Annotated in this window: 16 protein-coding genes, 1 tRNA gene and 1 pseudogene; 8 read left to right on the forward strand and 10 right to left on the reverse strand. The window is 64.9% G+C overall.

From position 1 onward, the window contains the following. Window positions 1-12 precede the first annotated feature (12 nt). The 4 genes and pseudogenes from ROV93_RS21950 to ROV93_RS21965 all read right to left on the reverse strand — a co-directional run bounded on the left by ROV93_RS21950 (window position 13) and on the right by ROV93_RS21965 (window position 3549). A pseudogene (locus ROV93_RS21950) lies at window positions 13-1335 on the reverse strand (XVIPCD domain-containing protein). Between the two features lie 31 nt (window positions 1336-1366). Continuing rightward, window positions 1367-2230, reverse strand: a complete 864-nt coding sequence (locus tag ROV93_RS21955) for a hypothetical protein (protein ID WP_072168103.1) — start codon at window positions 2228-2230, stop codon at window positions 1367-1369. Window positions 2231-2306: 76 nt separating this feature from the next. Next, window positions 2307-2714 carry a hypothetical protein gene (locus ROV93_RS21960; RefSeq protein ID WP_072168104.1) on the reverse strand — a complete coding sequence of 136 codons (408 nt, stop codon included), beginning with the start codon at window positions 2712-2714 and terminating at the stop codon, window positions 2307-2309. A 487-nt stretch (window positions 2715-3201) separates the two neighbouring features. Beyond that, window positions 3202-3549, reverse strand: coding sequence for a helix-turn-helix domain-containing protein (locus tag ROV93_RS21965; RefSeq protein ID WP_072168105.1), 348 nt, complete (start codon window positions 3547-3549; stop codon window positions 3202-3204). 101 nt (window positions 3550-3650) lie between these two features. Here ROV93_RS21965 and ROV93_RS21970 point away from each other — a divergent pair, with 101 nt between their 5' ends. From ROV93_RS21970 to ROV93_RS21980, 3 genes are all read left to right on the forward strand, one after another. Then, window positions 3651-4640 carry an MDR family oxidoreductase gene (locus ROV93_RS21970; RefSeq protein WP_072168106.1) on the forward strand — a complete coding sequence of 330 codons (990 nt, stop codon included), beginning with the start codon at window positions 3651-3653 and terminating at the stop codon, window positions 4638-4640. A 152-nt stretch (window positions 4641-4792) separates the two neighbouring features. Next, on the forward strand, window positions 4793-7546 hold the full coding sequence (locus tag ROV93_RS21975; protein ID WP_072168107.1) for a UvrD-helicase domain-containing protein: 2754 nt from the start codon (window positions 4793-4795) through the stop codon (window positions 7544-7546). A 335-nt stretch (window positions 7547-7881) separates the two neighbouring features. Then, complete coding sequence (locus ROV93_RS21980; RefSeq protein WP_143592557.1) at window positions 7882-8433, forward strand: hypothetical protein; 552 nt, start codon at window positions 7882-7884, stop codon at window positions 8431-8433. A 667-nt stretch (window positions 8434-9100) separates the two neighbouring features. Here the strand turns inward: ROV93_RS21980 and ROV93_RS21985 are convergent. Beyond that, window positions 9101-9190 (reverse strand) — tRNA-Ser (locus tag ROV93_RS21985). Window positions 9191-9314: 124 nt separating this feature from the next. Between ROV93_RS21985 and ROV93_RS21990 the strand changes: the two genes are divergently transcribed. Then, window positions 9315-10388, forward strand: coding sequence for a DUF4241 domain-containing protein (locus ROV93_RS21990; RefSeq protein ID WP_072168108.1), 1074 nt, complete (start codon window positions 9315-9317; stop codon window positions 10386-10388). Window positions 10389-10440: 52 nt separating this feature from the next. On the opposite strand, the gene ROV93_RS21995 is transcribed toward ROV93_RS21990, so the two are convergent. Beyond that, on the reverse strand, window positions 10441-11433 hold the full coding sequence (locus ROV93_RS21995; protein ID WP_005410175.1) for a LysR family transcriptional regulator: 993 nt from the start codon (window positions 11431-11433) through the stop codon (window positions 10441-10443). 127 nt (window positions 11434-11560) lie between these two features. On the opposite strand from ROV93_RS21995, the gene ROV93_RS22000 reads away from it, so the two are divergent. Together ROV93_RS22000 and ROV93_RS22005 are read left to right on the forward strand one after the other, a co-directional pair. Further along, window positions 11561-12148 carry an NAD(P)H-dependent oxidoreductase gene (locus tag ROV93_RS22000; RefSeq protein WP_072168109.1) on the forward strand — a complete coding sequence of 196 codons (588 nt, stop codon included), beginning with the start codon at window positions 11561-11563 and terminating at the stop codon, window positions 12146-12148. A 137-nt stretch (window positions 12149-12285) separates the two neighbouring features. Next, window positions 12286-12648: a ligand-binding protein SH3 gene (locus ROV93_RS22005; RefSeq protein WP_072168111.1), complete on the forward strand. Its 363-nt coding sequence runs from the start codon at window positions 12286-12288 to the stop codon at window positions 12646-12648. A gap of 66 nt (window positions 12649-12714) precedes the next feature. Here ROV93_RS22005 and serS read toward each other — a convergent pair whose 3' ends face one another. Then, window positions 12715-13995: a serine--tRNA ligase gene (gene serS / locus ROV93_RS22010; RefSeq protein WP_180890778.1), complete on the reverse strand. Its 1281-nt coding sequence runs from the start codon at window positions 13993-13995 to the stop codon at window positions 12715-12717. 113 nt (window positions 13996-14108) lie between these two features. Here serS and ROV93_RS22015 point away from each other — a divergent pair, with 113 nt between their 5' ends. Continuing rightward, window positions 14109-14747 carry an energy transducer TonB gene (locus tag ROV93_RS22015; protein ID WP_072168113.1) on the forward strand — a complete coding sequence of 213 codons (639 nt, stop codon included), beginning with the start codon at window positions 14109-14111 and terminating at the stop codon, window positions 14745-14747. 119 nt (window positions 14748-14866) lie between these two features. Continuing rightward, window positions 14867-15439, forward strand: a complete 573-nt coding sequence (locus tag ROV93_RS22020; RefSeq protein WP_072168114.1) for an energy transducer TonB — start codon at window positions 14867-14869, stop codon at window positions 15437-15439. A 190-nt stretch (window positions 15440-15629) separates the two neighbouring features. Here the strand turns inward: ROV93_RS22020 and aroA are convergent, their stop codons facing one another. From aroA to serC, 3 genes are all read right to left on the reverse strand, one after another. Next, window positions 15630-16937, reverse strand: coding sequence for a 3-phosphoshikimate 1-carboxyvinyltransferase (aroA, locus tag ROV93_RS22025; RefSeq protein ID WP_072168115.1), 1308 nt, complete (start codon window positions 16935-16937; stop codon window positions 15630-15632). 76 nt (window positions 16938-17013) lie between these two features. Then, window positions 17014-18213, reverse strand: coding sequence for a prephenate dehydratase (pheA, locus tag ROV93_RS22030; RefSeq protein WP_005417297.1), 1200 nt, complete (start codon window positions 18211-18213; stop codon window positions 17014-17016). Between the two features lie 51 nt (window positions 18214-18264). After that, window positions 18265-19350, reverse strand: coding sequence for a 3-phosphoserine/phosphohydroxythreonine transaminase (gene serC / locus ROV93_RS22035; RefSeq protein ID WP_072168116.1), 1086 nt, complete (start codon window positions 19348-19350; stop codon window positions 18265-18267). Window positions 19351-19468 lie beyond the last annotated feature (118 nt).

Below are 19468 nucleotides of genomic sequence, written 5' to 3' on the forward strand. Positions count from 1 at the left end.
GCGCTCGCCTGGTCACCCCATGCGTATCGCGTGACTTTCGCGCGCCTGCACATCGATATCCTGCTGGCGCTGCATGGCCGCCTGCTGGCGCTCAAGGCTGGCAGCTTCGATCTGCTGCAGTGATTGTTCAACCGGCATCTGCACCGCAACATCGGTAGGCATGACGGCTCGCAGATGCGCGGGATCGCTCATCTCGCCCTGCACCACGAACACGTTGCGGCCGGCCGGATGCTCGGCGGTCTGCGCGCTCAGCAGGACATGGTCCGCCCGTTCAAGCTGGTTGCGACGGGCCAATGCCATCACGCTCGCCACCAAGCGCTCGCTGTTCTCATCGTGGGTACGTCCCGCGCTGGCATCGATCGCGGCCACGCCTTCGCGCACCTGCTGCATCAGTGCGTAGTCGCGGTGGCCCGGACCAATGTCGGCCAGGCGGGTCGGTGCCTGCGAGGGATCCGGCACGTCGTCCACGGCTGCGGTCAGCGGGCTGCGGGTGATGGTCCGGTACGGGTCATCCGGGTGGAACTGGGTGCGTTTTTCCTGGCGCTCCAGACGGACCTCGCGCGTGTCGTTGAGTTCGGCGATGCGTGCGGGGTCGGTGATCTCCCGCATCGAGATGTGGCCGCCGCCCGCGCTGACACTGGCCCACTTCCTGTCCGCTTCGAAGTACATCGCGTAGTAGCTGTTGCCACCGATGACGTTCGGATCGACTGCTGAGCGGCCCTCCAGCGCCTGGGTGGCTTCCAGCACGCTCAACCGGGTGAGGTACTGGCCGCCCTTCACTCATCCCATCTGGCTGACGGCATCGACACTGGTGTTGCCTACGCGCGGGCCTCCGGCGTAGTCATTGTTGAGCATGTTGGTCCAGATCTGTTCCAGCTTCTCGGGGCCGCTCTTCTGCTCAGCCGCTTGCAGCAACACGCGCGGCGTCCAGCAGTTAGGATCAAGTTCATGCCGTTCAAATGCCCGGTCGTGAGCCAGCATTACATCCTTGCCGGGGAGATTCAGTGCCAGGTCTGGACGGCGCTCGTTCTTCCACTGCTGCCGCAACTCAAGATCTCTTTCGAGCAGGGTCTGCCCAAAGGACTCCCATTGCCGCTCCGTCAACTGTGCATTTGAAAACCGGGATCCCTCGTCCTGCTGGGTCTTTGCGTAGCTTTGTACATACGCGTTCGCGACGCGTCCCGGCAGGCTGTCATTGCGTACAACACCCAGTGCCAGTGTCCCGTATCCATCGGCTCCCGGCAGTTGCGACAGGTAGTTCCAGTAAAGCTCGCGGTTGCCGTCTCTGGCATAGCTGCCAAGGACGCTCAGATCGCGTTCTGTCAATCCACTCATACCCTGCCCCTTCTCTTCCTTGAATCACCGATCACTTGGACCGGGTGCGCGCGATGACGTCCCTGACGGCCTCTTCCATGCGCTTCCAGTCTTTCAGAAACGCTCTCTTGTAGTCCAGGCTGACGGACAGCTTGTTGTCGATGTCCACGAAGTAATGAACGCAGCCCGCGGCCACTTCCCCTGGCTCACTGATCACCTCGCGCCCCTCCAGCCGCACGCCGTCGCCTCGGAATTCCTCGCCGTCACATTTGATGAATGAGCTGATCCGGCCGTCGCTCTGACGTGCGATGTACCAGTCTCTTTCGTAGGCGGGATTGCGCACAGGCGGCTTCCCGTACCGCGCCTCATACTTCTTCGCGTACACCACCATCTTCGCTTCATCGATTGCATGGGGCGTCAGGCCCAAGGTTTCCGGCTGCGCAACGCGTTGATCGAGACGGTCCCTGGGATCCTCCCTTTCCACAGAGCCCTCCTCCGTGATGGCTTCATTTGACGACAGCCTTGAAAGCAGTGTTTCAACGGGAACGCGATCAACATAGTTGATCCGGATGGGAATCTCCTTCCGGAAATCATTCGTACGCGGATTGGCCCGCGCACCCGGCGCCGTCGGCTTCATGTCCGGCCACTCGATGACCAGCGTCACGCCCTCGCCTGGCCATGGTGCGATCTGGCTGTCCAGGTAGTTGGCCGGAATGCGGAAGGTATTCGGCCCGAGCTTCACGTCCACGGGCGCATCGGTATAGGTGTGGCCGTTGATCGTGCGGCCGGTCTGCGTTGCGCCGGACATGGCGGGATTCCTTTCGTGTTCGGTGGACGGTGACCGTGCACATGCGCTGGCGCTCACCGCGACGGCAAGTGCAAGCGTCAGGCAACGGCCGGGGGACATCACGTGCATGGGCATTCCATTGCGGGGTTCCAGCGCCACTATAGGGAACCGGGCGTCAACGGAACAGGAACCGCGTCGCAGCCCTTCACGGCACCAGGCAGCGTTCCACCTGCAGCGACAACGCCTGGCAGGCGTTGAACAGACCTTCGACCACGGCTGCGGAGGGGCAGCAGGCGGGATCGTCGCTCTCCCGCGCCACATGCGCGGCGTGCAGCACCGCAGTCAAAGCCGTGATGCCCGAAACGCTGCGGGTGGCCAGGGCCATGTCGAAGGCGCGGCCGGGGCTCAGGCACATTTCACTCCAGGCCTCGCCATCGGCGCGCAGGTTCCTGCCGTGGCCTTTCAGGTGTGCAAAGAATGCCGATGGGGTGACGAACTCGGCGGATTCGCGGAGCGCGTCCTCCAGCGTTTCGGCCAAGGCAGCGGGAAGATCAAGTACAGCGGCACCCAGCAGCGCGTGCAGGCGGGGATGGTCGGGAAGACGTTCGGGCATGACGGCAACCTCACGTTGTGGCCACCTGCAGATGCAAGGTGGCGGACGGTGCGGGTTGGCGTGCCGGATACGTAGTACGAAAGCCGACGGGCCCTAAGACCCCCACGCACCATCCGCCATGAACTGACAGAAGGTGCATTGTCGTGATCGCAACATACGTTGCAACTACGACGCCTTGTACTACGTAAGTTCGGGACGCCAATCCCGGCCACGGCGAATGCCTTGGCGCGGACATGGTTACCGCCCTGAACCGGCGGTGGAAAGCAGGGAAATCCTGATCGATCACGTCGCTACGTTGGTTGCGTCAGTGGATGTCGAGTTGTCCATTGACTGGCGTTCTTCGCCAGCAGGCGACTACCATCGACGCGTACTTTCCGGACGCCCTATCCAGCCGTATACGACATGCGCGGTCGCGGTGCCAAAGACCCGCCGATGGCTGTAGGCATTCGCGAAACCCACATGCGGCAGGCGCAACGCCCCTCAGCCTTCAGCTATCGCCTTGGGTGCTCTGATAGCCGCGGTAGGTCTCGCCCCACTCGCGCATGGCCAGCAGCACCGGCACCAGCGTGCGACCGAACTCGGACAGCTCGTATTCCACCTTTGGCGGCACTTCCGGATACACGTGGCGGATCACCACGCCATCGGCTTCCAGTTCACGGAGCTGGCTGGTGAGCATGGACTGGGTGGCGTTGGGCACCCGCCGGGTCAATTCCATGAAACGTCGCTTGCGGGTCATCAGGTGAAACAGAATGATCGGCTTCCACACGCCACCGATCACGGACAGCGTGACTTCCACCGCACACCCGCTCTTGCCATCCCAACGCCTGCTACGCATGCATACTCCGGAAAACCATAGTACCTACGGAAAATCATCGTTCTTGTTGCAATAGTGGCACGAGCCTAGCATGGCCCCATTCCATGAATGTGAGGCCATCCATGACGTTCAAAGCCCTGCTGACACGCAAGACGAACAACCAGCTCTCGACCGAGTTGGTCGATTTCGATGAGGCGAATCTGATGGACGGCGACGTCCTGGTGCAGGTCGAGTACTCCACGCTCAACTACAAGGATGCGCTTGCGCTCACCGGCAAGAGTCCGATCATCCGGACATTCCCGCTCATTCCCGGCATCGATCTGGCAGGCGTGGTACTGGAATCCAGCAGGACCGACTTCAAGCCAGGCGACCGCGTCGTACTCAATGGCTGGGACCTGAGCATGGGCCACCACGGCGGCCTGGCCCAGCGCGCCCGCGTACGCGGTGAATGGCTCAACCGGATTCCCGGCAACCTGAGCACCCGCGATGCCATGGCCATCGGCACCGCTGGCTATACCGCGATGCTGTGCGTGCTCGCCCTGGAACATGCCGGCGTGACGCCCGACAAGGGCGATGTGCTGGTAACCGGCGCCAACGGTGGCGTCGGCTCGATCGCGGTGGCAATCCTCTCGAAGCTGGGTTACCGCGTGGTAGCCGCCACCGGACGTCCGGAGCATGCTGAGTATCTGCACAACCTGGGTGCGGCCGAGATCATCGATCGTGCGCAGCTTTCGGAGCCGCGCGAGCGGCCGGTGAGTGCCGAGCGCTGGGCAGGCGTGGTCGATGTGGCCGGCGGCCCCACCCTTGTCAACGCCATCGCCGAGACCAAGTACCGCGGCGCCGTGGCCGCGTGCGGCCTGGCCCAGAGCGACGCTCTGCACGGCTCGGTATTGCCCTTCATCCTGCGCAACGTGACCCTGGCCGGCGTGGATTCGGTGAATGCCCCACAAGAGGTTCGCCAGCGCGCCTGGGATCGGCTTGCAACTGACCTGGACCCGCAGAAGCTGGAAAGTACCGTGCAGCAGATCGGCCTCGCCGAGGTGCTGCATGTCTATGAGCAGATCATCCCCGGCAAGGTGCGCGGCCGCATCGTCGTGGATGTGAACGCCTGACGCCTGTCGTACCGGCGAGGGTGCAATGCCATCGCTGGCTCACGCGCGCGACTGACCGGAAAAACGCAACGTGCCACGCCAAGCCGCCTTATCATGGGGCGGCAAGGGCGCTTTACGCCCGGTGACGTACGCAAGGCAGTATCTGGATGTCTATGGAATGGCGCCCCTCGGGCTGGGGCCAGCGTGTGACCCGCTCGCCGGACTGGCAGTTGCGGCTGGATGGCGAACAGGTCGCGCTTTTGATCGACGGCAGGCAGTACCGCCAGCATGTAGCGAACGAACACAGCGTGCGGGTCGTTCGCGGCGTACTCTGGTCCAGGGTCGAACTGACGACCGAGCGCGGCGAAGCACTGTCTGTGGATGGGCTGCCGAACAGCCAGGGCTCCCGGCTTGCCGCTGCCGTTCAGCACGTGCTTTTCGCGCGCTCCAGACGAGGGCGCAAGGCACTGTTTGAGCACGTTCTGGCGCAGATCCAGGCGTGGCTGGCCGAGGCAGATGCGCTTACCGACCGAGGCACCACCGGCCGCCGCTGGATCACGTACGAACAGCAGCAGGCGTTGCTGGCCGACCGCCCGTCCCTGCCCCTGCCGCCCGCCGAGCTGGAGCAGCTGTTCCTCGACGAGGAGGTGCATGACGACCTGCACTCGGACCGCCACCGCATGGCACTGGACGCACTGCATGACTGGCAGCTGGATTGGCCCGCCCTGTGGGCGGACGCCAATGAGGCAATGGCGACCCGCGAACTGGGTCTGGCCAAGCCCTTCCTGGACCGGGTCGAGAGCAGGCCGCTGACCGAGGAGCAGGCCCGCGCCGTCATCTGCTTCGACAACCGCGTGCAGGTCGTGGCCGCGGCCGGCTCTGGCAAGACCTCCACGATGGTTGCCAAGGCCGCCTATGCCATCGATCGCGGCTTCATGGAGCCCGAACGGATCGTGATGCTCGCCTTCAACAAGGACGCCGCCAAGGAGCTCGAAGAGCGCGCGCAGCGATGCTTCGACCGGCTCGGCATGGGCGATACCGTGGTGGAAGCCCGGACCTTCCACGCCCTGGGCCTGTCCATCATCGCCAAAGCCACAGGGCGCAAGCCGGATATCCCGGAATGGGCGGTCGACGCGACGCTGGGCTTCAACAAGCTGGCCGAACTGGTGGACGACCTGAAGGACCGCTCGACCCACTTCCGCACCCAGTGGGACATGTTCCGCCTGGTGTTCGGGCGCGATCTTCCGCCGTTCGGCGCCGACATGATGGCCGATGGTTACGACCGCGATGGCACGCCCTACATGCGTACCCTGCAGGGTGAGCGGGTGAAGAGCCTGGAAGAGTGCGTCATCGCCGACTGGCTGTTCTACAACGGCGTGGCGTACGACTACGAGCGGCGCTACGAATTCGATACCGCGACGGACACCCATCGCCAGTATCGCCCGGACTTCTACTACCCGGACGCCCGGCTGTATCACGAGCACTTTGCGCTGGATGCCGATGGCCAGCCGCCGAAGCACTTTGCCAACTACAGCGAAGGGATGCACTGGAAGCGCCAGCAGCATGTGGCGCGCGGCACCGCCCTGGTCGAGACGACGTCGTTTGGCCTGCGCAGCGGACAGGCCCTGCAGCATCTTGCCGGGCGGCTGGGTGCGTCTGGTGTCGAACTCGACCCGAACCCGGACCGCGAGCTGCCTGACCCGGGCGCCAAGCCGATGCCGGACGCAGACCTGATCGGCCTGATGCGCACCTTCATTGCGCATGCCAAGAGCAACTGCCTGACGCTGGATGACATGGCGGCACGCCTGCGGCAGATGCCTGAGGATCAGTTCAAGGAACGCTACCGGCGCTTCCTGGAGATCGCCGGGCCGGTTTTCCAGGCCTGGGACAACGCACTGGCTGACGAGCGCAGCATCGACTTCGAAGACATGCTCAACATGGCCGCCGGGCTGCTGGAACAGGGCCACTATGAGTCGCCCTACGAACTGGTGATGGCCGACGAATTCCAGGACGCGTCGCGCGCCCGTGCGCGCCTCTGCCGTGCCTTGGTCAGCCAACCGGGCCGCCATCTGTTTGCGGTGGGCGATGACTGGCAATCGATCAATCGCTTCGCTGGCGCCGACGTTTCGGTGATGACCGGATTCCGCGAATGGATGGGGCATGGCCAGGTGCTGAAACTGGAGCAGACGTTCCGCTGCCCGCAGGCGCTGTGTGATGTTTCCAGCCGCTTCATCAGCCGCAACCCCGCGCAGATCGCCAAGAAGGTCCGCTCTGCTGCGCCGGCAATGGGTCCGGTGCTGCAGGCGTTCCAGATGAACCGGCGTGAAGAGGTACAGGATGGTGTTCGCCAATACCTTGCGACGCTGCACCAGCAACTGCTGTCAGGTGCAGTGCCGCAGGGCCGCAACGGGCGCGTGACTGTATTCATTCTGGGGCGGTATCGCGCGGACCGCAGCGCGATGCCTTTGGATTGGAAGACGGCCTTTGGCAGCACGATGGAGGTCGAGTTCCTGACCGCCCATCGATCGAAGGGGCGCGAGGCGGACTACGTGATCCTGCCGGGCGTGATCAACCGCAGCTTCCCGAGCCTGCGCGCGGATGACCCGGTGCTTTCGCTGGCAATGCCGGACGGCGATACCTATCCGCTGAGCGAAGAACGGCGCCTGTTCTATGTCGCGCTGACGCGGGCGCGACGATCGGTTGCGATGTTCACCCTGCAGGGCAGGCACTCGCCGTTCCTGGATGAGCTGGTGAAGGAAGGCGCAGTGGAAGTGACCGCGATTTCAGGCACAGCCATCCACGAAGAGCGCTGCCCGGTGTGCAAGGTGGGCGTGTTCGTGGACCGCAATGGGCCGCACGGGGCGTTCCGGTCGTGCTCGAGTTACCCGTTGTGCCATAACAAGCCGAAGGGTGGGCGTCGGGGATGAACACGTGACCTCACCAGCGAGCCAGCAGTTCAAGTATCCAGGGGTCGTAGTCTGTCAGAAACACAAATGCCTCTCCCTGGGCATTCGCGCATGGCGATGAGAGTGACCGCACCCAGCCGGCTGTCTCCCAGTATCACCATGAAACTAGGGCCAAGAATATAGGCACGACCCAGCGAAGATTACGATCAGCGCGGGAAAGTTAAAATGCCAACCAATTTCACAAAATGCGAGCAACCTCGCACAAGCGAGCCCTGCATCGGTGTAGGCAGTGTCTCCAAGTCTCTCGGCATTTGAGTCCAGGAGGTCACTGGCCAGCTGCGAAAACAGCTCGACTGATGCGCCAAATCGAACAAGGGAAAAGTATGGACACTGTAAAGAAATCATCGAAGCCGATTGGAAAGGCCTTGATCGCCCTCGCCATTCTCGTTGCGGTCGCGCCAGGACTAGCGGCCGCCAATCCGATTGCCAGTGAAAGCTCGGCGATTCATGAACGCCAGCTTGAATCTTCCGATGGAAAGAAGTGGATCGTTCGAACCATCCCGACGTCCGATTTCCAAGGCGGTACGGTGATGGTTGAGCAACGTCTGTTCAGAGATGGAAAGGGCGGGCTTGTCTATCGGTTTGACGACCAAAGTCAAGCAACCAAGATCTATCACCAGGCCCTGTGTGAAGCAAAAGACTCTGTCCCCTCAAGAGGGGCAACCACAATCTCCGGAGAGGCAGTGTGGAGTTGGTCCTGCACAAACAGCAAAGCTGATGTCCCCTCTTCGAGCAATGCTCCAATCTCCGCCAGGAGCTCGGACTATCTGTACGCTGTCGCCCCCGAAGGGTACTATCCTGTAGCAAAAATTTTACATCCACTGGCGCTGTTGCTTTTAAGAGTGTAGTCGCGGGAGACATGAAGGCAACGCTCTCCATCGATGATGGAAGATGTACAACGTCGGTGACCGAGCCATATAGCTCACCATTCGAAGGCACACACACAGCGCAAGTGGCGTGTCTGATAAGTGATGCCCGAACTGTGAACACGTCGATGGAAGGATGCATACCGCAGCGGTGTGCTACTGGTAGAGGTTCCCTCAGCGCTGTGCAGTCTCCCTGAATCCACATTCAGATCAGTATTCGTTGGTACGTACAGGCGCAGCAGCTGAGCAACCCAACGCAGAGTAGACACTTGCTGTTCCCCATTACCGTAGACCCTGACGACAATCCCGACGCTCTGGCGAGGGGCGACGGCCATGTCAGGTGCTGAGATCACCTGTTTTGGGGCACTGCCCGGATGCTTGCCGACGCCCGGGCGGTGCCCTGTTTCGTCAGACGGTCAATTCGTAGAGCAGAAGGTTCGGCGCAGCCTCCGTCGCTGCAGGGAGAAGATTGCGCTGCGCCTGTTGTTGGCCGAGGCGACAACTTCCTCTGGATAGAATCCGGGGTGCAAGGCTGGGTTCGGCAGCAGATCGCGCAGAATCGACCTTTGCAGGTGGAAGGGTAAGCGGGCGGGCAGCTAAGGCTGTAGAAGCGAAAAAGCCCCTATTTCCAGGAGCTTTTTGCAAAGACTGGCGGAGAGAGTGGGATTCGAACCCACGGAAGGTTTAACCCTTCGCCGGTTTTCAAGACCGGTGCCTTAAACCGCTCGGCCATCTCTCCAATCGGGTCCCGGTCGCCCGGGCAGCGACGTATTCTCGCACGTGAAGGGCATTTGCCCAAGACCACCTTGCCCCTGCCCTTCGCATCCGGCACGGTGGGAGCCTTCACCGCACTCGGAGCCGCCATGGCCCATCTCGATCTGGCCAACCTGCGCACCTGCCTGCTGGACGATACACAGCTGGCCGCTGTGGCCCTGCACCGCACCTTCGCGGGGCACCTGCCGGTCAGCAGCGGGCAGCTGGTGGTCTGCGATCCGCTGGTCCAGGCCGAGGCGCCTGCGCTGGCCGACTACACCGCCCCGCTGGGGCGGCACCCGGTCGAAATCATCGTGCACAGCGGCCACCCGGCCCTGGCCGTGGTCTGGTTCAAGCCCCGCGAAGCTCTTACCGCGACCGCCCTGCACTGGCAGATGGCGCGCTGGGCCACCCAGGACCTGACCGGCCTGGATGAGGACAGCTTCATCGGCTATCCGGTCGACGCTGGCATCGGTTGTTTCATGGACACCGACACCCAGCAGGCGCTGCTGGCCCTGATCGAACAGGCCGATGGCGAGGAAGAGAGTGAATGGTCGGATGCACTGATCGACCACGATGGCCTGGACGAAGGCGTCGAATACCGCCCCTGGGGGGAGAACTCGCCGCACGGCCTGGTGGTCTTCACCAGCGGCTGGGGCGACGGTGTCTATCCCAGCTACTGGGGGCTGGATACGTCCGGCATTCCGGTCGCCCTGGTCACCGATTTCCTGTGCATCCAGGGCGGCGATGGGCGCGACGAGCGCGAGATTGCCGACCAGGCCTATCGCGACAACCTGCCCCCTGCGGAAGCCGAGGCGCTGGCGCGGCTGGTGGCTGCGGTAGAAGGAGACGACGCGGAGGCATTGCAGGACCTGCTGAAGGATGCGCCGCAGCGCGCCAACCAGATCGAACCGGGCTGCGGCGGCACCGCCCTGTACGAGGCGATCCGCCTGGACCGCCCGCAGGCATTGCGGGTGCTGTTGCAGGGCGGCGCATTGCCGGCAATGCCCGAACGCCTTCACATGAGCAAGGTGACCGGCTATCTGGACTATGCGCGCTTCCTGAAGAAGCCGCGCAGCGCGGAACTGATGGCGGTGCTGGAAGCGCCCGTCGTTGCGGCCGAACCGCCACCGGCCGCAGCGCGACGCCGCAGCTTCTGGGACCGGCTGTTCGGCCGGAACTGATCGTCGGAAAACAGCAACGCCGGGCATGGCCCGGCGCTACCGTTCAGCGCTCTCAGCCGGCATCCACCGCCAGCGCACCCAGTGCACTGGCCTTGATTCGCTCCTTGGCCTTCTCACAGGCGCCACCGCAATCCAGGCGCGAGGCCTCCAGCTGCGGCGGCAGGTGCTCGGCCAGGAAGTCGATGAACACGCGCACCGCCGGCAGCAGGCCGCGGCGCGAAGCGAACACGGCGTGGCACACGCCCTGCGGCAGCGACCAGTCCGGCAGCACCACTTCCAGCTCGCCGTTGCGCACGGCGTCGGCGCACACGGTCTCCGGCAGCATGGTGATGCCGAAACCGTCCTTCACCATGCTCTGCAGCAGCGGGAAGTCGAAACCGGCCACGCGCGGCTGCAAGTCGACCCGGCGCACTTCGCCTTCCGGGCCATGCAGTTCCCAGCGCTGGCGTGCTTCGTCTTCGCTGATGCTGAGGGTGACGTGCTGGGTGAGCTCTTCCGGGTCCTTGGGGCGTCCGGCGCGGTCCAGGTACTTCGGGCTGGCCACCAGCAGTTCCTGCACCTGGCCGAAGCTGCGCATCACCAGGCTGCCGTCGTCGTCCAGGCGCGAACGCACGCGCAGGGCGACGTCGTAGCCTTCATTGATGATATCCACGCGGCGGTTGCTGATGTTCAGCTGCAGCCGCACCTTCGGGTACTGCTCAAGGAACTTGGGCAGCAGCTTGGGAAGCTGCATCTGCGCCAGTGACACCGGCACGCTGGCGCGCACCACGCCGCGCGGCTCCGCGCTGAGGCGGTCCACCACTTCGCGGGCGGCCTGGGCCTCGGCCAGCATCGTCTGCGCATGGCGATGCACGCTGGTGCCGACATCGGTGACCGCGAAACGGCGCGTGGAGCGCTGCAGCAGGCGTACGCCCAGGTCGGTTTCCAGCTGGCTGATGCGGCGGCTCAGGCGCGACTTGGGAATACCCAGTGCGCGCTCGGCGGCGGCGAATCCGCCGTGGTCGACCACCATCGCGAAGTAGTACAGGTCATTCAGGTCATGCATACCCGAGTTCCATATCTAGAACAATACGTGGCATTCAATCACCTTTATTCCGCCTTTGCAACAACCTATCGTTCTCTCCGTCGGCGGGGCCACCCCGCCCCTTCCTCCCAGAACACAGGTGACTGCCATGAAGCTTCTGCATCTCGACGCCAGCGTGCTTGGCGACAACTCCGTCTCGCGCCAGCTGTCGGCCGCCGTGGTCGCCCGCTTCGCCAGCCAGATCGATGACCTGCAGGTCGATTATCGCGATCTTGACGCCAATCCGGTACCGCATCTGCGCAGCAGCTCGCTGGCCAGGACCGACGCGGCCGAGGCGACCGATGCTGAACAGGTGATGCAGCAGTTCCTGGACGCCGACATCGTGGTGATCGGCGCGCCGATGTACAACTTCAGCATTCCGTCCACGCTGAAGGCCTGGATCGACCGCGTGGCCGTGGCCGGCCGCACCTTCAAGTACACCGAGAACGGCCCGGTGGGCCTGGCCGGTGGCAAGCGGGTGATCATCGCCAGCAGCCGTGGCGGCATCTACACCGACTCGCCGGCCGACTTCCAGGAGCCGTTCCTGCGCCAGGTGTTCGCCTTCATGGGCATCAACGAGGTCGAATTCGTGCGCGCCGAGGGCATCGCCTATTCGCCGCAGCACCGTGAAGACGCCATTGCCGGTGCACTGGCGGCACTGCCGTCGCACGAAGCGGCCGAAGCCGTCGCTGCGTAACGCGTTCCAACGTTCGGCGCCCCTCTCTCCTCGTCTGGGCGCTGAACGCGGGCCGGGATCCCCTCCCCCATCCCGGCCCACCCTGGCGGCCCCGCTATGCGGGGCCGTTTTCTTTTGCGACGCGCTAGGCTGGGGCCATGAACTACATCGTGACGGCTGCGCACCGCAGCGAATTTCCGCACCCGATCACCCTGCGCCGTGGCCAGGCGCTGGTGGTGGGCGAACGTTATGAAGGCCCGGAGGGCTGGGAAGACTGGTTCCTGTGCCAAGCCGAAGGGCAGCAGCCCGGTTTCGTGCCGGCGCCGGTGATCGGTCGCGATGCGCAGGATGACGCCTATGCCACGGAGGATTACTGCGCGCGGGAGCTGGATGTGGATCCCAGGCAGATCTTGCGCGGGCTGCGCATCCTCAATGGCTGGGCGTGGTGCGTGCCGGAGAACGGCGAACCGGGATGGGTGCCGCTGGAGAAGCTGCGGGTCATAAAGGAGAGCCGAGCATAGGCTCGGCTCTACATGGATCTGTAGCGCCCGAGCCTACGCTCGGGCGGCGGCGCAAAGCGCCGGCTGTCAGGCGATCGTTTCCAGGCCGCCCATGTACGGGCGCAGGGCCTCCGGCACGGTGATGCTGCCGTCGGCGTTCTGGTAGTTCTCCATCACCGCGATCATCGCACGGCCAACCGCCACGCCCGAGCCGTTCAGGGTATGCACCAGCTCCGGCTTGCCGGTGGCCGGGTTGCGCCAGCGCGCCTGCATGCGGCGGGCCTGGAAATCACCACAGTTCGAGCACGAGGAGATCTCGCGGTAGGTCTCCTGCGACGGCAGCCAGACTTCCAGATCGTAGGTCTTCACCGCCGAGAAGCCCATGTCGCCGGTGCACAGCAGCACCTTGCGGTACGGCAGGCCCAGCTTTTCCAGCACCACTTCGGCACAGCGGGTCATGCGCTGGTGCTCGGCGTCGCTGTCTTCCGGGCGGCTGATCGAGACCAGCTCGACCTTCTCGAACTGGTGCTGGCGGATCATGCCGCGCACGTCGCGGCCGCCGCTGCCGGCTTCGGCACGGAAGCACATCGAGTGAGCGGTCATGCGCAGCGGCAGACGCTCGGCGTCGACGATCTCGCCGCGCACGATGTTGGTCAGCGGCACTTCCGAGGTCGGGATCAGATAACGCGTGGAGTCGCCCACGGCGGTCTTGAACAGGTCGTCCTCGAACTTCGGCAGCTGGCTGGTGCCGCGCAGCGAGTCAGCATTGACCAGCAGCGGTACGTTGGTTTCCTCGTAACCGTGCTCGCCGGTGTGCAGGTCGACCATGAACTGGGCCAGGGCGCGGTGCAGGCGCGCGATCGGGCCGCGCAGGACGGTGAAGCGCGAACCGGACAGTTTGGCCGCGGTCTCGCCGTCCAGCCAGCCATTGCGGGCGCCCAGTTCGACGTGGTCAAGCACCTTGAAGTCGAACTGGCGCGGAGTACCCCAGCGCGCCTGCTCGACGTTGTCGTTCTCGTCAGCACCGGCTGGCACGTCATCGGCCGGCAGGTTCGGGATCCCCATCGAGATCGCTTCGATCTTCTCGCGCAGCTCGTCCAGCGCCACTTCCGAGGCCTTCAGCTCGTCGGCGAAGGCGGCAACTTCAGCCATGATGGCCGACACGTCCTCGCCCTTGGCCTTGGCCTGGCCGATGGCCTTGGAACGGCTGTTGCGCAGGCTCTGCAGCTCCTGGGTCCGCACCTGGATGCGCTTGCGATCAGCCTCCAGGGACTCCAAGGCAGACACGTCGAGCTCGAAGCCGCGGCTGGCGCGCAGGCGTTCGGCGAGGTCGGCGGGCTGGTGGCGGAGCAGGGCTGGATCAAGCATGGCAGGTGTCGTGGTGGGTATCAGGGATGGGATTATCGCTTGTTATACGGATTTCTGCCGCCCGGTTCATTCCCGCCGTGGCAGAATCGGGGCATTCCGTACTGGTCCGGTCCATGTCTGCACCCCGCTCGTCGTCCGCCAAGTCGTTTACCGTGCATATCCCGCGCAACGCCCTGAAGATCGCGGGCATCGCCTTCGGCGTGGGCGTGCTGCTGTTCGTGCTGGTCTGGTTCACCGGTCGCGACAAGGAATTCTTCCGCGCCGACCCGGCCGCACAGACCCCGCAGGAGACGGCGCAGGTGGAACCGCTGCCCGAACCGCTGGCGGCGGCCGCCGGTTCCAGCGACATGCCCGATGCCAAGCCGGCCCCGGTCGAAGAGGAAGCCCCGAAGCTGGTCGAAACCCCGCCGCCACCGCCGGCGCCCGTCGCCGAAGCGGCCCCGGCCGCACCGGCTCCCGCGCCGGCTGCCACGGGCAACAGCCAGCCGATGCCGATTGCCGGCCAGTCGCCACCGCCGTCCTATCCCGCCGCCGCCCTGCGCGCCGGTGAAACCGGTACGGTGGTCGTACGCGTGGACGTGGATGCCACCGGCTATCCGAACAATGCCACGGTGATCCAGCGCAGCGGCTCACGCGAGCTCGACCGTGCCGCGACCGATGCGGTGCGCCGCTGGCGCTTCACCCCGGCACAGAGTAACGGCCAGGCCGTACCGGGCAGCATTGAAGTGCCGTTCGACTTCAAGACCCAGTAACTGAACGTTTCCCGGCAGGCAAACTGAACCCTGCCGGTTGCGTTGACGCAACGCTGACACTTTACGCCACTGGCCCGCGCAACACTCTCCCCGTCGTCCATTGACGGAAGGAGTTTGCGATGACCGCCACCACCCACGAAGACCTTCATTCGCCGCAGCAACAGCAGGACGCCAGCGAACAGCACAAGCCCACGTCGCCCTGGATGTGGATCGCGCTGATCGTGGCGATGTTTGCCGCCGCACTGCTCTGGCTGCGTCACTCGAACCAGGAAGACGTGGCGCCGGCACCGGTCGGCGAGCGCATGCTGCCCGCGCCCGAGCAGGCGCCGGTCGCCGACGTACAGCAGCCTGCGGCACGCCAGGCCGCAGCGGCCGGCTACCAGCGCAAGGCGACCCCTGCCGTACGCAATCGCGAGGCGCGCCCGCTGGCGGGCAACAGCAAGCCGACCTACCCCGCTGCCGCGCTGCGCAATGGCGTGCAGGGCAGCGTGATCGCCAGCCTGAATGTCGATGCCCGCGGCCAAGTGACCAATGCTGCGATTGTTTCGCGCAGCGGCGAGCGCAGCCGTGACCTGGATCGTGCGGTGCTGAGCACCGTGCAGAACTGGAAGTTCCAGCCGGCGATGCATGAAGGCCGTGCAGTGGCCAGTGTGGTGCGGGTCCCGGTGGATTTCCGTACCGGACAGCGTTGATCGCGGACGAGGGGTTCGTGATGTTTAGACGGAGGCTTCGGCCTCCGTCCTTTTATGCGGAGAAGCGTGCCGACCAAGGAAGGTCGGCACCTACCGGGCGATGTGAGCGTGCCGACCGAGGTTGGCACCTACCGGACAGGGGGCGCGTGCCAACCATGGTTGGCACCTACCGGAAAACCTGATCCGCCGGTCAGGCCAGGTTGAAGCCGGCGCTGCGCGCCAGGCCGTCGAAGTCCGGGAAGGACGTGGCGACATTGGCGATGTCGTTGATGCGCACTTCGCCGTTACTGATCTGGCCGGCAATGGCGAACGCCATGGCGATGCGGTGGTCGCCGTGGCTTTCGATGGTGCCGCTGCCCAGGCGCACGCCACCATGCAAGGTGGCACCGTCTTCAGTTTCGTCCACCTGCATGCCCAGCGCGCGCAGGCCGGTGGCCATCGCTGCGAGACGATCGGATTCCTTCACCCGCAGCTCGGCGGCGCCGGTCACCACGGTCTGGCCTTCTGCAGCAGCTGCCGCCACGAACAGCGCCGGGAACTCGTCGATCATGTCCGGCACCAGTTCTTCCGGAATGCGTGCGCCCTTCAGCGGGGCGTAGCGCACCACCAGGTCGGCCACCGGTTCACCGCCCTGTTCTGCCGGGTTCTCTTCGGTGATGTCCGCACCCATCAGGCGCAGCGCATGCAACAGGCCGGTGCGGCGCGGATTCAGGCCGACCTGCTTCAGGCGCAGCTCGGAACCGGGAATGATGCTGGCGGCGACCAGGTAGAACGCGGCCGAAGAGAAATCGGCGGGCACCACGATATCCGTGGCGCGCAGGCGCTGGCCACCGCGCAGGCGGGCCTTGCCCGGCGAAAACGCGATGTCCACGCCGAACGCGGACAACATGCGCTCGGTGTAGTCGCGGGTCGGGTGCGGTTCGGTCACGCAGGTTTCGCCCTGCGCATACAGCCCGGCCAGCAGCACCGCCGACTTGACCTGCGCACTGGCCACCGGCGAGGCGAAATCGATGCCGTGCAGCGCTTGGCCACCATGCACGTGCAGCGGCGGTGTGCCGTCGTCCTGGGTGTCGATCCTTGCGCCCATCTGCGACAGCGGGCCAGTGACGCGGCGCATCGGGCGGCCGGACAGCGATTCATCGCCGATCAGCGTGCAGTCGAACGACTGGCCCGCCAACAGGCCGGCCAGCAGGCGCATGCCGGTACCGGCATTGCCGCAATCCAGCGGTGCATCCGGCGCCTTCAGGCCATCGATGCCGACACCGTGCACGACGCGCTGCGACGGGCTGGGCGTTTCGATGCGCACCCCCAGCTGGCTGAAGATGCGCGCGGTCGCGCGGGTGTCCTCGCCTTCCAGGAAGCCTTCGATGTGCGAGGTGCCATCGGCCAGCGCGGCAAACATCACCGAGCGGTGCGAGACCGACTTGTCGCCGGGAATGGTCAGGCTGCCCTGCAGCGGCTGGCCCTTGCGGGCTATCCAGTGTTGCGCGTTGCTCATCGTTCGATCATTCCGTAAACACCGGCAGCGCCGGCGATGCATCAGGGAGCGGCGGCTGTTGCCGCCGCAGCAGCACTCAGGGCACGGCCACCGGATAGGAGCCCAGCACCTTGATCTGCGCCGAGTGCGCTTCCAGTTCGGCCAGCGCGGCCTGCATCGGCGCGTCGTCGATGTGGCCGGCCAGGTCGATGAAGAAACCGTACTCCCACTTGCCGTGGTGTGACGGCCGCGACTCGATGCGGTTCATGCTGATGCCGTGGCGGGCGAACGGGCTGAGCACGTCGAACAGCGCACCGGGCTTGTCATGGATGAACACCAGCACCGAGGTGCGGTCGTGGCCGGAGGTCGGAAAAATGTTGCGGCCCACCACCAGGAAGCGGGTGGTGTTGTCGGCATCGTTCTGGATCGGCTTGGTGACCACCTTCTTCAGGCCGTACACGTGGCCGGCACTCTCGCCGCCGATGGCCGCCGCGTCGTCGGCGTTGCGCGCACGGCGCGCGCCTTCGGCGTTGCTCGACACCGGAATCTTCTCGGCCTTCGGCAGATTGGCGCGCAGCCACGCCGAGGTCTGCATGAACGACTGCGGGTGCGCGTAGATGCGCTCGATGTCCTCGATGCGGCCGCTGCGCGACATCAGGTACTGCTGCACGCGCAGTTCCACTTCGCCGCAGATCTTCAGGTTGGAGGTCAGGAACATGTCCAGGGTGATCTGGATGGTGCCCTGCCCCGAATTCTCCACCGGCACCACGCCGAAATCGGCGTTGCCCGCTTCCACTTCCTGGAACACCTCTTCGATGCTGGCCATCGGCAGGCCCAGCGCGGAGCGGCCGAAGTGCTTGAGCACGGCCTGCTGGCTGAAAGTACCTTCCGGGCCGAGGTAGCCGATCTTCAGCGGCTCCTGCTGGGCCAGGCAGGCCGACATGATCTCGCGGTAGACGTGCACCAGCAGTTCATCGCTGAGCGGGCCTTCGTTGCGGTCCACCACCATGCGCAGCACCTGCGCTTCGCGCTCGGGGCGGTAGTAGTCGACGGCGGCGGCGAGCTTGCCCTTGGCCTTGCCGACCTGGTGGGCGAAGCGCGCGCGCTCGGCGATCAGGCTCTGGATGTCGCGGTCGATCTGGTCGATCTTCGAGCGCACATCGGCCAGCGCCAGCGGCGCCAGGGTGGGTGCCGGGTTCGAGGTGGCCTTGGCCTTGCCCTTCGCCTTGGTGGGCACGCTGTCCTTGGCCGGTTCGGCCTTCTTCGGCGCCTTCTTGCTGGATTTGCTGCTTGCCATCGGAATTCCTTGTTGCGGGGAACGCACCCGACGGTGCGCGCCGTTCATTGCTCAGCCGTGACGCTGCTGGAAATCGGCCATGAAGGCGACCAGCGCCTCGGCCCCGGCCAGCGGCATGGCGTTGTACAGCGAGGCACGGATGCCACCGACGACCTTGTGCCCCTTCAGCGCCAGCAGGCCAGCGGCCTTGGCCTCGGCCACGAAGCGGGCATCGAGATCGGCATCGGGCAGGAAGAACGGGATGTTCATCCGCGAACGGGCCGCGTGTGCAACCTCATTGCGGTAGAAGCCGCCGGAGCCGTCGATGGCGCCGTACACCAGCGCGGCCTTGGCGGCATTGCGCCTGGCGAACTCGGTCACGCCGCCCTCGGCCAGCATCCACTTGAACACCAGACCGGCCAGATACCAGTTCCAGGTCGGCGGGGTGTTCAGCATCGAATCGCGGGCGACATGCGAGCGGTAATCGAAGATGTCCGCGCGTGGCTGGCCACTGCGCTCGAGCAGGTCGCGGCGGATGATCATCACCGCGATGCCGACCGGACCCAGGTTCTTCTGCGCACCGGCATAGATCACGCCGTAGCGGCGCACGTCCAGCGGCTCGCTGGCAATGGACGAACTGAAGTCGGCCACCAGCGGCACATTGCCGGTATCGGGCACATCACGGAACTCGACGCCGTGGATGGTCTCGTTGGCGGTGATGTGCACGTAGGCGGCATCCGGCGAGAGCTGCCAATCGGCGTGCGGCGGCAGCGTGCGATAGCCATCGGCCTCGCTGCTGGCGGCGATGTTGACGTCCACGTAGACACCGGCCTGCCTGACCGCGGTCTTGCCCCAGTGGCCACTGACCACGTAGTCGGCACGCTGGCCGGGGGCGGCGAAGTTCAGCGGGATCAACGCCTGCTGGGTGGTGGCACCACCGGACAGGAACAGCACCGCATAGTCTTCGGGGATATCGAGCAGGCGACGCAGGTCGGCCTCGGCCTCGGCGGCCACGGACATGAATTCCGTGCCGCGATGGCTCATTTCCACGATCGAAGCGCCGGACCCGTGCCAGTCCAGCATTTCCGCCTGCGCCTGACGCAGGACCGATTCCGGCAAAGTCGCAGGGCCGGCACTGAAGTTGAACGCGCGCGTCATGTCACACCTGTGGGGCAAGACCCCTAGTATGCCGCAGTGCACCAGCCTTGCGGCCTTGTGCGGCAAGGGAAATTTGGTTTCATTGGAATCCATCGGCGACGCGACCGGGTAGTGCCGG

Source organism: Stenotrophomonas maltophilia group sp. msm4 (assembly GCF_032025605.1).
Classification (GTDB): domain Bacteria; phylum Pseudomonadota; class Gammaproteobacteria; order Xanthomonadales; family Xanthomonadaceae; genus Stenotrophomonas; species Stenotrophomonas sepilia.